Below are 15,146 nucleotides of genomic sequence, written 5' to 3'. Positions count from 1 at the left end.
TTTAGTTATTAATGATAAAAAACACTCGTTCTGATTAAGGACGAGTGCTTTTCTTTTTAGGTTATCTAACAGGGATAAACTTCCATGAGCTAGGTTTTTGTTTTTTTTCACCTAGTACAATCCAATTTTTCTTTGCATTTATATTTTCATAATTTAATGGATAGTCATCTGTAAAAATATTATATTCTGTAGGATTATCCAGGTTAATTTTAATTTTAAAATCAGCTAAACTATCGGATTTTTGAGCAAGGTGAATCCAGCTAGAATAATTAGACCAATTTAAATATTGGAATTGGTCGTAATTTGAGTGCTTCATGCGAAGATATATACTCTCCCCGTGGTGTAGCTTTGCATCATTTTCTTTGTAGAATTCAAATTCCATAGGTGTACCAGATAAACCATTGTTTTCTTTATTTGCAAGAGTGACATAATCGTAACGATTTGCTAAATACCATTCAAATGTTAGACCTTGATAAGGAGATTCACTTGGTACGATATAATAGTTTTTCCCTGCTTCTATGACGTTTCCTTCTATATCATAGATTAATGCAGTCTCTATACTTGGAGCTTTCACATTTTCAGTAAAAGTTTTAAACCACAGATTTAAGAAACCTGCTGTATTACGCTGAGCTTCTCCTAAGCTCCGCTGCACAGCTGGGGTAACCATTTCTTGCCACAATTGTGCCTTACCACTATTATAATACTTAAATGTTTTATCATTAGTAATATTTTGGATTTCAGGTTTAGCTACTCGAGCTGCATAATCAATCCATTCTTCAGGTGTGGATAGAGAATTGTTATAGTTCCCTCCAGTATTGACTGCAAATTGATTTTGAATGGTTGTAACATAATTTTCAAAGTAGCTATGATATTTTATAGCTCTTGTGTCAATTGCGGTAAAATTCGCTGCATGCATAGGTTGAGTAGCATCTGTAAAGTAGTGCGTAGCTACTCCTAAGTAATAGAAAGCTTTTTCATAGTCCTTATTTCGTAAGTGTTCTCCAGATTCATAAAAGTATTTCTTACCTTGTGTAAGAGCTGTTGGATTTGTTTCTCCTCTATAATTTTCTTTAGTATCAGGATCATAAAAATGAGATTTCCATCCGCCTTTAAAAACGCCGCCTATTCCTGTTCCACCATCGTTAAACTCTGCATTATAATCTGCATCATATAATCCTTTAGAAAATAGATCTTTATATTGTGGATAATTTAAAAAGTCCACAGCCTGCTTATTTGCTTTAATATTAGATTCTGTTTTCATAATTTCAATAGCTTGTTTTGCAATCCATAAATGTGTACTTTTATCAGAATGATATGGTGCTTCTGCAGACCATCTTGCAGTAATAGGATCATTCTCAGTTAAATCAATTTGATCGAGATGAGCATAACTACTTTGAGGACATACTCCTAAAATAGTTAAAGTCACTCCAGCTATACATAGTGTTGATACGATTTTTTTCATTTTTTATTCCTTTCTAAATATAAAGATCCTTATGCGGATATCCATCTTAATAACGACATTTAAATAGCTCTAATAAAAGAGCGATTAGCAAAGGCTAACTGATTAATTTCTCTCTTAAAGGAATACAACCACACATCGATTAAATTAAAAATTTTAAATTAACCCTAAACAATAATTTTCCTTCTCTACCTCTAGTTATATATAAAAGCGCGTCTTATTTAAACATGTTTTTTTATGTAATTTTACATATCCAAAAATAGGGAATCAAATAACCTCCCATTTATTATATTAATGAAAGACTGTTGTCTCTAAACAATTGAAATTATGATGTTTTAAGTTAATAATCTATATCTATTAACTTACGAATTTTCAATACCCCTAAGTACAAAAAACGTTATTCTTTCTAAACACTCTAAGAAAAAATACCTATAAATAATATTCAATTAATTGGTATACTATGCGGCTGAAGATATAGAAAAGAAAAATCACCTTCTCAAGTCAGTACTTGAAAAGGTAACATATTTGAAAAAAAGAAAATGGCAAAGAAAAGATGAATTTGTAGTTGAGTTATATACTAGAATATAAAAAGTCTAAAATAAAAACGTATGATTATCTTAAAGATGGATATAACGTATCTAAAAGTTAAAATAATGTAGTGTTATCTGTACCATGCCATTTATAAAGAATTTTGAAGAACCAACAGTTCTGACAATCGATAAAGGTCCCTCTTTTCTTTTTGCATGGAAAAAGCTAAAGAAGAACGGATTTTATAAAAATACCATTCATGCCATTTATAAACACAAAAATTAAAAAGAACTACATAACATTTAGCAGCAACCATCTCAATCGTTTTGTGTGTAAAGAAACTTTGCAGCAGAACCTCCCAGTCTTATAGATTCCTTGCAACATAACCCGTTTCTCTGTCGATCCCCCTATAAAAAATCACATAGAAAAACCTACCTTTCTATACACATATACTTTAAGTTGATGTGTATGTCTGATGCCCTCTTTTTCAGATAACAATCTTTTAAAAAAAATGCATGTTATCTGCACTTTATCTTTACATAAAACTTTTATCATATAAGCATACCCAAAAGGTATGACAGAATTTCAGACGGTTAACCAAAGAGAATTTTATCAATATACCGTATGCATTTTTATATTTGTAGGGGTTTTATAACACTCACGGTATTATTTTTACTTTAACCCAGTCTATTAATTGTAAAAATATTAACCAAAAATAAATTGACCAAGGAAGGTTTTTTTTATGAAAAAAAAAAAATTATATATCCTATACTGATATTTATAGGTTTTGTATCAGTTTATTTTTTATTAAGTTCAAAGGCGAAAGGAACCATTAATGAAGATCGAAATTCAGAAAAAGTTATAATCATAGATCCAGGACACGGAGGAAATGATCCTGGATCTATTGGACCAAATGGAACGAGAGAAAAAGATATAACTCTCAAAACAGCTAAAAACATTCAAAACAAACTCGAGGAAAAAGGAATGACTGTAATTTTAACGCGTGAAGATGATACGTTTGTTCCATTAAAAAAACGCGTAGCTATTTCTCAAAATAAATCAGCTGACCTCTTTCTTAGTATTCATTATGATGGTTTCACAACAAATGATGTAAAAGGAGTAACAACCTACTACTATAAGGGATTAAAAGAAAAAGCATTGGCAAAAACGATACATGAACATTTATTCAAACATATACAGGCAAAAAATAGAGGTGTAAAATCTGGGGATTACCATGTATTACGAGAAAATCAAAAACCATCAATTTTACTTGAGCTAGGTTATATTACAAACCCAGAAGATGAGGAACGAATGAATTCACAAAAATTCCAAGCAGATGTAGCCTCTGGAGTTGTTAGTGGTGTTATAGAATATTTTAAAAAATAGTAGTCTAATGAAATCAGACTACTAAACCCAAAATATAATTTATATAATTAAAGATTTTAATGTTACTGAATAAATTTATACAGTAACAAATATATAACTAAAGGTTACTAGAAAGGACATACTAGAATGTTTGCAAAAGGACTAAAAACAACGATGATTATATCAATAGTTGCTTGTATCACACTAGGAATTTTTATGTTTCAATTCTTCACATCACCTGCCAAAGGGGTAATGAACCAAGAATATACTGTTCAACTGGCAAGTGAGCAAACAAAAGGAGAAATGAAAAAAACAGCACCCGATAAATATAATGGTCAGGTTCGGAAAGTAGCATATTTAACATTTGATGATGGACCAAGTCAATTTCAAAAAGAAATTTTAGATATTTTAAAGAGCAATAATATAAAAGGAACTTTCTTTATGATTGGTGGAAATATTCCAGCTCATAAAGAAAGCGTAAAACGCTTAGTAAATGAAGGGCACTATCCCGGTGTTCATAGTATGACACACAATTTTGGGAAACTGTATACGCAAGGAAAATTTGTTGAGGAAATGCAACAAGCCCAGAATATCATGAAAGAAGTAACTGGAATTCATCCAAATCTTGTTCGTTGTCCATATGGGAGTATGCCCGGACTTAAACAGGAGTTACGAGATAAAATGGTAAATGTCGGAATGAAGGAATGGGACTGGACAGTAGATTCATTGGATTATACGTTCCCGGGAAATCCAGATGCTGTTGTTCAAAAAACGATTTCTCAGGTTCGTGAAAATCGCGAAGTCATTTTAATGCATGAAAAATCACAGACAGTGCAGGCATTACAAAGAATTATTGATGACCTTCGTAATAAAGGTTATGAATTTGAAGTGTATGATGAAGCATCTCATTTCCCATTAAATTTTTGGAAAGATAATCGCATCTAAGTAGGAGGAATTGCAGATGTTATATAGAAAGCTGGCATTTATAACAGTCTTATCAGTAACCTTGTTGTCAGGTTGTTTAGGACAAATACCCGAAGAAAAATTATATGTAGCATTTGAAAGTGCTACAAAACAAGAAAAGACAATGTTTGAAGATACGAAAAAGTTAGCAGAATTAGAAAAGCAAGGACAAGAGTTATATACGCAAATTACAATTGAAGGAAAAGAGAACAATCAAGTAGTGAAAGAAAAGTTAGATCAAGCTATAGCAAACATAAATGATCGTAAAAAAGTATTAGAGAAAGAGAAAGCTACCTTAGAAAATGCACAAAATGAAGTGAAGTCTGTTGATAAATATATAAAGAAATTAGAAGATAAGAAATTACAAGAACAGGCTGAAAAAGTTCAGGATATGTATAAAAATCGTGCTGAATCTTTCAATAAATTGCATGATGACTATAAAAAATCATTACAATTAGAACAAGAACTGTATAAAATGCTACAAGCGAAAGATGAAAAACTAAAATCAATTAATGAGAAAGTAAAAATGCTCAATCAGTCTTACGAACAAATTCTTTCAAATAAGGATAGATTTAACAAATACACGAATGAGTATAACCAGAAGAAATTAGCCTTTTATAAGCAAGCAAATATTAAAATTAAAGAAGTTAAAAAATAAACCGATTGTAAAAAACAAAGTATATTTCTTTAAGAACTTTTTATAATTTAAACACAAAAGCCAAATCGCTCTTTTTAATCAAGAACGATTTGGCTTTTGTGCTCGATAGTCATTTTAATTAAATTCAGGATATGAAGTATTAGAAGCGATAGATGGGAAAGAAACATTGTCCTTATATGAAGAAATCAAACTTTATTTATTTTTGATACAGTGTTACCCAAAACATTTGGTTAGTATGTTTATCGTCGAATTCGTAAGATGCCAAATGTCCCTATCATAACGCTGAAGGCCCGCATTGATCAAGCTGATACGTTACTTGGATTTGAGTTATGAGCAATTGCTAACACAGCAAAACCTTATATTCCTCCATTCTTACTAGTAAGAACAAATCAACTGTTCCATAGTCGTATTGTTAAAAAAGAATTATTCAATTATATATTATCTAGTACTGGTATTCATGTACACCTCCTATTATCTATAGCCATAATAGAAGGAAAAGACATTAACTTGACTCATACTAAATTAAAAGTAATACATAATTAATACCAAATTAAAGTATATGCATTATGAGAATGCAATTAATTACAAAAAAATGGGTCTATAAATTTTTTAGTGATGATTGTATAGTAATTGGCGAAATAGATCGAGCAATTAATCTGAGAGTATTAAAACCAACGTTCGAGCAAGTTGTAAATTGGAGGATAAAGTATGAAAACAGGTATTGTATTAAAATTATTTATGTTAACAACACTGCTATGTATGTTTATCTTGGCGACCATTTTTGTTGGACAAACAATATTCTTTAAACAATTTTATGCGAATAAAAAAGTGGATGATATCAAAACAAACATGAGATCTTTTGAGACAGATTATTTAAATAGTAACGGAAATTCACAAGCCATTCAAAAATTAGAACAAGATTTTTATCGAGAACACAATACATGGATTACAACATTAGATAGTAATGGAATTTTAAAGAATGTAAATGATTTTTATATAGAAGTAAAACTAGATCAGTCTAAAAATAAAGAAACTCAATTCGCAAATGCTACAATTACCATACCACTGTATAATTTTAAGGTTGCGGACGATCATTCGAGGAATATTTCAAATGAAATATTCCCTTTAGGAGAAACAGTTACTTTGACGGGTATAGAAAAAAATGCTACTTTCATTCCTTATTCTGTATTCTTCAAAACAGCAACTCCAAATTTGATAAATACAACAATAGAAAAAAAAATAAATGAACTTGGAGAAAAACTTAAAAATAAATATAAACCTAAAGATCCCTCTAAAAAAGAAGATTATTCTGAATATAAAATAGCATATGACAAAGAAATACCTGGAAAATATCTAGAAGGGAAAATTACAAAGGTTCAACTTGTAGGTGAGAAGGAACAATCGAACTTTATTTATACAAATAACTTGTTTATGGAAAGGATACAAGAGTTTCAGGCAGACTTATTGCTAAATGAAAAGAATACTAACTATGATTCATTACAAGAAATCGATTATGAGCAGAATGATATTAAATATAAGCTCATAATAAAACCGATAAAGGATAAAAGCGGTATAATAACATACATTTTCTCAATGACTTCGTTGCAGCCAGTTGATGAAGCTGTACAAATGATACAAGAGTATTATGTCTATATTATTATGTTTGTGTTACTTCTTATTTTTCTAGTTTCTTTTTACTATTCGAAAAAGATTGCAAGACCCTTGTTACAAATAAACAAGACAACCAAGAAAATTGCAAACTTAGATTTCTCAGAAAGGGTTCCAGTCATGTCAAAAGATGAAATTGGTGATTTATCTCAAAATATTAATGTACTCTCAAATACATTACATTCACATATTGAGCAGCTACAGCAAGATATAGAAAAAGAAAAGCAATTAGAACATACAAGAAAAGAATTTATTTCAGGAGTATCACATGAATTAAAGACACCTCTAAGTATTATGAAAAGTTGTATTTCTATCTTAAAAGATGGTGTTGCAAATCATAAGAAAGAGTATTACTTTAAGGCAATGGAAAAAGAAGTGGATAAGATGGATATGTTAATTGTAGATATGCTTGAGTTAGCAAAATTTGAATCTGGTACGTATAAAATGCAGATGGATGTTTTTTATATTGACAAAGCCATTCAGCATATATGTGAACAATTATATTTGGAGATAACAAAAAAGCAATTACATGTTCATACACATCTTGCTGCAATTGAGGTCATTGCCAATCACCATCGTATGGAACAAGTACTCACAAACTTTATCACAAATGCTATTCGTTACACGCCAGAAAAAGAAAATATTATTATTTCTACAATAGATGAGCCAAGTCGCATAAAAGTTTGTATTGAAAATAAAGGTGCCCATATTGAAGAAGATCAATTAGATAAAATTTGGGATCGTTTTTACCGAGTTGATACAGCACGTCAACGTTCACAAGGTGGAACAGGTCTTGGACTAGCGATTTCAAAAAATATTTTAGAACTTCATGGAGCTGAGTATGGGGTGCATAATACAGTTAATGGCGTGTTGTTTTATTTCTATTTACAGAAAAAAGTGTAGAACGGAGATTCTACACTTTTTTCATTTATCTTGATGGTATCTTTACCTTTTCCTTAACATAAAGAAAATAGGTTCATTTGTGTCTAAACGTACAAAATCCCCAAAATATTGTCGTGAGTTCTGGTGCAAAAAGATACTATTTTATTTAATGCGTAGTTGTGTTTCAGCATCAAAGAAATGTACTTGGTCCATGTTAAATACCAGTCGCATAGCTTCGCCTGTTTGATAATCATTACGTGTATCTAAACGTGCAATGAAGGATTGATTGTGTAACGTAGCATAAATCATCGATTCGGCTCCGAGTAACTCTGCCACTTCAATTTTTATATTTATCATATTATCAGGCGATGTTTCTAACATACTTGGCTCATCATAGATATGTTCCGGACGAATGCCAAGAATTATGTTTTTATTTTCATAGCCTCTTTCACGTAGTACTGCTAAATTTTTTTCTGGAATGCTTAGTTTGATATGACCTAAAACAAATTTTCCATTTTCCACTTTCCCCGTAAAGAAATTCATGGCTGGTGAACCAATAAAGCCACCAACAAATATGTTTTCTGGATATTCATAGACTTCTTTTGGTGTACCAACTTGTTGTATCCGTCCATCTTTCATAACCACAAGGCGCGTTGCCATTGTCATTGCCTCTGTTTGGTCATGTGTAACATAAATGGTTGTTGTTTGTAAGCGATGATGTAGTTTAGAGATTTCAGAGCGCATGGTAACACGTAGTTTTGCATCTAGATTTGATAATGGCTCATCCATTAAAAATACCTTTGCATCACGTACAATCGCGCGCCCTAAAGCAACACGCTGTCTTTGACCGCCAGATAACGCGTTTGGTTTCCGTTTTAAAAGTTTTTCTAATCCAAGAATTTTTGCTGCGCCTTGAACACGACGTTCGATTTCATCTTTTGGTAACTTACGAATTTTTAAACCAAATGCCATATTATCATACACGGTCATATGAGGATAGAGGGCATAATTTTGGAATACCATTGCGATGTCCCGATCCTTTGGTGGCATGTCATTCACATATTTTTCATCAATGTATAAATCTCCTTGTGAAATATCCTCTAATCCAGCAATCATACGTAAAGTAGTCGACTTACCACATCCAGAAGGACCAACAAACACTATAAATTCTTTATCTTGAATATGAAGATTAAAATCCTCCACCGCTGGCACATTATTGTCATATATTTTATAAATATTTTTTAATACTACCTCTGTCATGTTTTTACCTCCTGCAATAAAAAGTTATATATGTTTTTATCATTTTTGTTTCCCCTAAATTTTCAAGTATTCATGTTGAACCTCAAACGCTTTTGCTTATCTATTCGAACGAACAATGACACTTTGAAAACTCTATTGGATAGATTTAGAGGACCTGTCTATATTCCAAGACATGAGACAAGTATAGGAAACCGCAAAGGTTCCTTAAGCTCCAGAAGTAGAATAAGAGAAACCGCCGTCTAATTTTCTGCAGTTTCTCTTATTCATCGTGGATTTATATGAAACAATGGTCCTATTGTAACCATATATGGTATGATTTGTTGAATATGTCGTCTTATTGAGTAACTGAATAGTTACATTTATTTTTTGTTAGCTTCATTCTGGCTAATCGCTTCCATAGAAAATGCTATAAAACGAGAAACTTGTACTGAATTCACTTCTTTCCCCGACTTCTCAATAGGTTGATCTAGAGCCAAATATATGTCTTTTTCTTCAAAAGTTGGTTTAATATGAATAGTTTCTTTTAACATTTCAACTTGATAAAAGTCCTTCTTCAGTGGATTTTTTGCACTTGGATCTGGTTTGATTACTTTTCTATCTTTTTTAATGTCTAGTCCTTTTTGCCCCATAGCTTGGTTCCATACTGTAAACTCCGGTTCCGCAACCTCATCTAGATACGCTAGGATTTCTTCATCACTAATTTCTTGCTTTTTTGCTACTTTATTTTGAAGTTTTTTTGCTACAGTTGTTTTTACATTTTTTCTAAACTCGGGAACTTTCTCTTTCAGTTTTTCATAGTGATCATCTATTTCATTTGCTTCTTTTTTGAACTCTTCAAGAGTATAAAAGCCTTTATTTCCTACAAATATTCCTTTAAATAAAACCTCTTTATTATCTGGTTTCACATAAAACTCCCAACCGCCTAATACCTTTCCTTCAAAATGTACTTTATAATATTCTTTCTCCTTATTATTCGTTGAATTTAGATTTGGTTTTGTAACTTCTGCTGTTAATGAAACCGTGTATTCTTTGTCTTTTTGATAATATTTTTTTATCTCAGGGACGGAGTTAAACAATACGTCGACAATTTCTTGATCTTCTTTTGAAAGTGTATCTTCTACAGAGAGTTTGGTTTCCTTAACAGTTGATTCTTTGGAAGGTGATTCCACTTTTTCTGCATTCGTATTTTGAGCAACAGATTTTACAAGATCCTCATCACCTTTGTTGCTACATGCAACCATACCAGTTAGTAACATGCCGCTACATAACATCACAATCATTTTATTCCTCTTCAATTCTACTCCCCACTTTACTAGTTATTTTTGCTTTAATTGCTACTACCTGTCGTGAATTATATGTAGCTTATTCATTTATATATGTCGTCACTCGATTTTGAATTAGCGCTGCCACATCCTTAGCTGATTTTTGATCACTAAAGTAAGACTTGGACTCCTCAGCAATAATGGATTCAATTTTAGTACTTTGTGGGCTCTGGACACTTATTTCAGCAGCCATTTTCTCTAATCCTTGTATATTATCATTAGTAACGTTAATCATAGAGCCATCTGGACCCTCAATTCCGCCTTTTTCTTTCAGTGTTTTGATTTGTTGTTCATATACAGCTTTATTAATTGGAAATCCATTCCCTTTACTTTGAACCTCATCAGACATTAAAAACTTAAGAAAATTCCATGCTTCCTTTTTAACCGGAGATTTCGCATTTATACCTACTGTTGTATACGGTGTAAAAGCAACTCCTTTTTTCTGTCCAGCTATATGTGGTTTTTGATACATTTTTGACTCAGTTATACCCAAGCTATATCCAAAACTGAAATATTCTTCTACCGACATGATTGGTGCTGGGACAAAATATGCTTCTCCTAAAGCCACAGAATCTGCAGTGACTATTTTCTGTTCATACATCTTCTTTACGTCTTCCAACATCTGTACAAATAAATCAGAATGGAACTTTGCTTGTCCACTTGCTTTATCTACTAGCTCACTGTAATGATCTTGCACCAGAAATTGCAGCATTTGTTCCGGAGGAGTATTTCCAATAACATGTGTATGTGTTCCTTTGCTTGCTAATTCTTTTCCAATGCTTGTGAACTCGCTCCAAGTCCACTCTTTGTCATTCACTTTTACTCCGGATTGTTGTATCGCTTTATCATCCCCAAGCAGTCCACTCAACCAAAAATATAATGGAATACCATAAAGTTTTTCGTTGGTTTTCGAATTATCTAAAACTTTATTAAAATATTGATTTTTATCAAAAGATTTATCCTCTTCCATCAGTTTACTTAAGTCTGTAAGCAAGCCTTTTTTCCCATACTTGTCCGCAGGCAAACCGTCTAGTACAAGTACATCAGATCCTCTACCAGCTAAAAATTCTGTATTAACCTTACTAATGATTTTCTCAGCAGAGGTCTCGTCTTTCTGTGATCCTTCTGTCTTTGATTCTCCTGTCTTTGAATCATTTTCCGGAAAAGCCCCTTTTATCTGGATGTCTATTTTAGGATTCTTTTGTTCATATAGTTTCTCAGCCTGTTTTAGAGACTTTGTGTCACCTAAAGTCGACACTTCGATTATCGTTTTTCCATCTTTTGTTTTTCTTTCACCTTTGCTATCACTGTCTCCGCAGCCTGCCACAGAGATAAGTGATAAACTTGCTGCTAACATCATACAAACCTTTTTCATTTTAAATTCTCTCCTTATTTTTGATTATTTTACTTTTACTCGTTCTCCTTCTTGCAAAGGTTCACTGCTTTTTGAAACAATTTGATCTTTCTCAACTACTCCTTCCAGCACCAATGTTTCTTGCCCATTAGATTCCCCAACAGTAATACGAGACTCCTTTATATAAAAGGCATTACCTAAAGGTCCTTTTTTTTCTTCTATTGTATAGACAAATGGCCCCGTTGGCCCCTTCTCAATGACCCTACTTGGTATAAGCACGCCTTTAGCTAATTTTTTAGTCAGTTTAACCTCCACCAGATCCCCTTTTTTAAGTTCTTCTCCATGTACATTTACAAGAAGGCGTTTCTGTTGTTGTGGAGTTACTGGTGTTTGTTCATTTTTTTGTTCCCCCTGTTCCTTCGGTCTCTCACTTTCATTACCTGCTATGTTTTGAATCTCTATAAGTTCACCTTCTAAAAATTTAGCATTTCTTTTCATCTCTATCTTGTCTCCAACCTTTAAGTGCATGGCTAAATCAGATGGTACTTGTAACTCAACTTTAAAGCCTTTACTCTCATTAGAAAGAATCACATCTCCTTCATCTTTCACAGAAGGTTGGTCTTTCTTTGCATTTATTTTTGTAACAACTCCATCAAAGGGAGCAATCAGTTTCTTATTCATTTCTAATTCTTCTTTTAAATTTTTAATTTTTCTTTCTTGCGTACTAATCTCAATTTTCTTGCTCTCCACAATGGTTTTGAGAGCCTGTATACTACTTGTCTCACTTATCCCAACATTTGGTTGATTATTTACTTTGTTTTCTTGTTGATTATTTGGTTGATCATTTACTTTGTTTTCTTGTTGATTATTTGGTTGATCATTTGCTTTGTTTTCTTGTTGATTACTTGGTTGGCTATTTGCTTTGTTTTCTTGTTGACTTTTTTTCACTTCATTATAATTCGCTTGAGCGTCATTCAGTGCTAACTTACTAATTTGAAAAGTTGCTTCTGCATCAAGAATATCTTGTTCCTTTTGTTTACTATCGTATGTCACTAATAAGTGATTTTTTTTAACGAAGTCTCCCTCCTTTACATGCACTTCCTTCACTTTTGCCTCTAAGCTGCTACTAGCACTTAACTTTGCTTCTTCCTGTGGCTGTAACTCGCCGTTACCTGTAAATGTTTGTGTAAGCTGGTCATTTCTTGGCTTTTCTGTAGTGACCTTTGGCAAATCCCAATTCGCTAGCGTATTGCTAAAGAGTGTAAGAATAATTAAAAGCCCTATAAATACACTAGAAATAATTTTAATATTTCGTTTTTTTCTTGTAACGTCTTGTTCAATTCTATGATCCATTGTGTTCCCTCCTAAAATTTTTCCGAAGGAAAGTTTACATTGTAAGTCCTCATTATTCCTTCACACCTGATAACTGAATTCCCTTAATAAAATAGGACTGCGCATATAAAAATAAAAGTACCATTGGGGTCATATACAGGATAGAAGCAGAAAATCCAACCCCTCGTGCCTCTGTGTTAATTTTTGATAAATAGAGCGATAATGGATGTTTGGCTTCATCATTTAGAAAAATAAGTGGCTGTTCGACCATATTCCAATAATCTGCAAATAATAAGACAATAAGAGCTGCAATTCCAGGACGAATAAGAGGAAGAATAATCTTAAAAAAGATTGTAATATGGCCAGCTCCATCCATCTTAGCTGCCTCTATATACGCATCAGGAATATGCAACATGAACTGCCGAAGCATAAATACACCGAATGCTCCAAAGATTCCTGGAAGAATAATAGACGCTATACTATTCAAGATTCCCAGTTTATCCGCCATGATATAATTCGGTACTAACGTAACCTGAAATGGCATGAGCATTGTCAACAGATAAACGATAAACAACTTGTCCCTTCCTCGAAATTGAATCTTAGCAAAGACATAGGCTGCAAATGCTGCAACGATTACTTGACCTACTATTATTGGCCCAACCATGAATGCTGAGTTCCAAAACATTTTTAAAAATGTCGGATTTTTCATTAATACTGTTCCATACTGTTCAAACGACACTAAATCTGGGATTAATTTTAAGTTAATAAACGATGTATCCTTTTCCACTTTTCCAATAGAATCATAATTGTATCCAATCTCATGCTCAGTCATAAATGAATTGGTCAACGTAAATACGATTGGAAACAGTATCATGATCGCTAATATCGTCAAAAATAGGGTTAACATCCATTTACGAAACACATTTTCTTTCTTCATCTGCTTTCCCCACCTAATTCATAAACTTTCGGAAACGACGTTCTATTGCAAACAATACGAATACAATGATAGAAATAACCCCCACCATCAACGTGGCAGCCGCTGTCAACTTTTGAATATCGAGCGACACGAACATATTGTTCATATAATGCTGCATCATGTACAAACTGTCGTGTGGATAACTTCCTGCAATCAGGTATGTTTCCCGAAACACTTTAAACGAATTGATAATCGACATTAATATGACAAAAAACATTGTTGGTGTTAAATAAATGAGTGTAATATTTAAAAATGTATGCATACGACCTGCACCTTCAATTTTTGCAGTTTCGTAATATTCTTTGGGGATATTCTGTAAAGCTGCTAAAAATAAAATAATGTTGTATCCGATATTTTTCCATAGATATACGATTGACAAGACAAAAATTGCCCAATTTGATTTCATCCAATCAATTCGTTCAAACCCCATATTGTGCATCCATACGTTAAATGTCCCGTTCCAATCGAATAAAATTTGCCACAGCATGACAATGGAAGCCACAGGAACGACAAGGGGTACCACAAACGCGCTTCTTAACCAATTTTGAATATATATATTTTGATTCAAACAAAGTGCCAGTAATAAAGAGATAATGATTAAGAGCGGTACACTCACTGCGGTAAACCAAAACGTATTCGTTGCTGCTTTGAGAAAAGAAGCACTACCCAACAGTTCTTTATAATTGGCTAAACCGACAAAAGAACCATCAGTAGTGCCATCCATTAACGAATAAATCATTCCCATTACAAATGGAATTAGATAAAAAATCGAAAAACCAATTGCACTTGGTAGAAGAAAAAATAATGCTATACTTGTATCCTTTTGCATAAAATCCCGAAATTTTATTGGGGATTTTTTTTTATCTTGAAGTTTATTCAATGATCGATGGCTGCGATTAGAAAAAACATTCCACATATATGATTGACTTTTGTTTATTTTCATTCGTAGATCCCTCTTTTTTATGAGTCTATTTTCATAAATACATCTTACAATTATGTAGTTTAGTGGACACAAATGCAGATGAGGTGCAGACAAAATAAAGAAGTGAGGGATTTTAGTTGCGGTGTTCATATAAGGGGATGAAAAGTGAATGTCTCCCTCCCCTGCCTGGAATCGTATTGTAAAATCAAAAAGATAATTGATAAGTTTTATCAACTTTAAATAGGATGAGTGGTTCTGTTGTAAAGATTATGAATAGTTCTAATGCCTTTTTATTGTACAAGGGGTATGTTGAAGGTTTAGAAGAAGGTGAAAAAAAGAGAAAATTTTAAGTGAACCAAAGTTAAAAAAGGATAAGCTCTCAATTGCATTACGTATATATAGGGCACCCTGCATATCCATCAACTTAAAAAAAATAAATGCCCCCAAAATGAAAAAA

11 protein-coding genes are annotated in these 15,146 nt (G+C 32.5%); 4 read left to right on the top strand and 7 right to left on the bottom strand.

Annotated elements, in window-relative coordinates; all coding sequences use genetic code 11:
• Positions 1 to 61: 61 nt before the first annotated feature.
• Positions 62 to 1,462, bottom strand: a complete 1,401-nt coding sequence (locus JDS81_RS26490; protein ID WP_098648623.1) for a zinc dependent phospholipase C family protein — start codon at positions 1,460 to 1,462, stop codon at positions 62 to 64.
• Between the two features lie 1,245 nt (positions 1,463 to 2,707).
• Here JDS81_RS26490 and JDS81_RS26485 point away from each other — a divergent pair.
• The 4 genes from JDS81_RS26485 (at position 2,708) to JDS81_RS26470 (ending at position 7,544) form a co-directional block, all read left to right on the top strand.
• Positions 2,708 to 3,373: an N-acetylmuramoyl-L-alanine amidase family protein gene (locus JDS81_RS26485; RefSeq protein WP_242481404.1), complete on the top strand. Its 666-nt coding sequence runs from the start codon at positions 2,708 to 2,710 to the stop codon at positions 3,371 to 3,373.
• A 126-nt stretch (positions 3,374 to 3,499) separates the two neighbouring features.
• Positions 3,500 to 4,297 carry a peptidoglycan-N-acetylglucosamine deacetylase gene (locus JDS81_RS26480; RefSeq protein WP_199688636.1) on the top strand — a complete coding sequence of 266 codons (798 nt, stop codon included), beginning with the start codon at positions 3,500 to 3,502 and terminating at the stop codon, positions 4,295 to 4,297.
• A 16-nt stretch (positions 4,298 to 4,313) separates the two neighbouring features.
• Positions 4,314 to 4,973 (top strand): YkyA family protein, encoded by a 660-nt coding sequence (locus JDS81_RS26475; RefSeq protein WP_000966879.1) that lies wholly within the window; start codon positions 4,314 to 4,316, stop codon positions 4,971 to 4,973.
• A 708-nt stretch (positions 4,974 to 5,681) separates the two neighbouring features.
• Positions 5,682 to 7,544, top strand: coding sequence for a sensor histidine kinase (locus JDS81_RS26470; RefSeq protein WP_098056124.1), 1,863 nt, complete (start codon positions 5,682 to 5,684; stop codon positions 7,542 to 7,544).
• A 141-nt stretch (positions 7,545 to 7,685) separates the two neighbouring features.
• Here JDS81_RS26470 and JDS81_RS26465 read toward each other — a convergent pair whose 3' ends face one another.
• From JDS81_RS26465 to JDS81_RS26440, 6 genes are all read right to left on the bottom strand, one after another.
• Positions 7,686 to 8,783 carry an ABC transporter ATP-binding protein gene (locus tag JDS81_RS26465; protein ID WP_098648621.1) on the bottom strand — a complete coding sequence of 366 codons (1,098 nt, stop codon included), beginning with the start codon at positions 8,781 to 8,783 and terminating at the stop codon, positions 7,686 to 7,688.
• Positions 8,784 to 9,142: 359 nt separating this feature from the next.
• On the bottom strand, positions 9,143 to 10,063 hold the full coding sequence (locus tag JDS81_RS26460) for a hypothetical protein (protein ID WP_097954810.1): 921 nt from the start codon (positions 10,061 to 10,063) through the stop codon (positions 9,143 to 9,145).
• A gap of 82 nt (positions 10,064 to 10,145) precedes the next feature.
• Complete coding sequence (locus JDS81_RS26455) at positions 10,146 to 11,480, bottom strand: ABC transporter substrate-binding protein (RefSeq protein WP_098145258.1); 1,335 nt, start codon at positions 11,478 to 11,480, stop codon at positions 10,146 to 10,148.
• Positions 11,481 to 11,504: 24 nt separating this feature from the next.
• Positions 11,505 to 12,812: an efflux RND transporter periplasmic adaptor subunit gene (locus tag JDS81_RS26450; protein WP_199688635.1), complete on the bottom strand. Its 1,308-nt coding sequence runs from the start codon at positions 12,810 to 12,812 to the stop codon at positions 11,505 to 11,507.
• A 52-nt stretch (positions 12,813 to 12,864) separates the two neighbouring features.
• Positions 12,865 to 13,728 carry a carbohydrate ABC transporter permease gene (locus tag JDS81_RS26445; RefSeq protein ID WP_098056118.1) on the bottom strand — a complete coding sequence of 288 codons (864 nt, stop codon included), beginning with the start codon at positions 13,726 to 13,728 and terminating at the stop codon, positions 12,865 to 12,867.
• 13 nt (positions 13,729 to 13,741) lie between these two features.
• Positions 13,742 to 14,710: a carbohydrate ABC transporter permease gene (locus tag JDS81_RS26440; protein WP_179863277.1), complete on the bottom strand. Its 969-nt coding sequence runs from the start codon at positions 14,708 to 14,710 to the stop codon at positions 13,742 to 13,744.
• Positions 14,711 to 15,146: the final 436 nt, after the last annotated feature.

Origin of the sequence: Bacillus cereus group sp. N31 (assembly GCF_016483245.1) — a bacterium.
GTDB classification, from domain to species: Bacteria; Bacillota; Bacilli; order Bacillales; family Bacillaceae_G; genus Bacillus_A; species Bacillus_A toyonensis.
The sequence above is the reverse complement of the archived record's forward strand: the minus strand, read 5'-3'. Positions and strand labels throughout refer to the sequence as shown.

Bases quoted from the DNA above. Each gene is read 5' to 3' on its own strand.
- JDS81_RS26490 (WP_098648623.1), bottom strand. From the start codon at position 1,462: ATGAAAAAAATCGTATCAACACTATGTATAGCTGGAGTGACTTTAACT.
- JDS81_RS26480 (WP_199688636.1), top strand. From the start codon at position 3,500: ATGTTTGCAAAAGGACTAAAAACAACGATGATTATATCAATAGTTGCT.
- JDS81_RS26475 (WP_000966879.1), top strand. From the start codon at position 4,314: ATGTTATATAGAAAGCTGGCATTTATAACAGTCTTATCAGTAACCTTG.
- JDS81_RS26470 (WP_098056124.1), top strand. From the start codon at position 5,682: ATGAAAACAGGTATTGTATTAAAATTATTTATGTTAACAACACTGCTA.
- JDS81_RS26465 (WP_098648621.1), bottom strand. From the start codon at position 8,783: ATGACAGAGGTAGTATTAAAAAATATTTATAAAATATATGACAATAAT.
- JDS81_RS26460 (WP_097954810.1), bottom strand. From the start codon at position 10,063: ATGATTGTGATGTTATGTAGCGGCATGTTACTAACTGGTATGGTTGCA.
- JDS81_RS26455 (WP_098145258.1), bottom strand. From the start codon at position 11,480: ATGAAAAAGGTTTGTATGATGTTAGCAGCAAGTTTATCACTTATCTCT.
- JDS81_RS26450 (WP_199688635.1), bottom strand. From the start codon at position 12,812: ATGGATCATAGAATTGAACAAGACGTTACAAGAAAAAAACGAAATATT.
- JDS81_RS26445 (WP_098056118.1), bottom strand. From the start codon at position 13,728: ATGAAGAAAGAAAATGTGTTTCGTAAATGGATGTTAACCCTATTTTTG.
- JDS81_RS26440 (WP_179863277.1), bottom strand. From the start codon at position 14,710: ATGAAAATAAACAAAAGTCAATCATATATGTGGAATGTTTTTTCTAAT.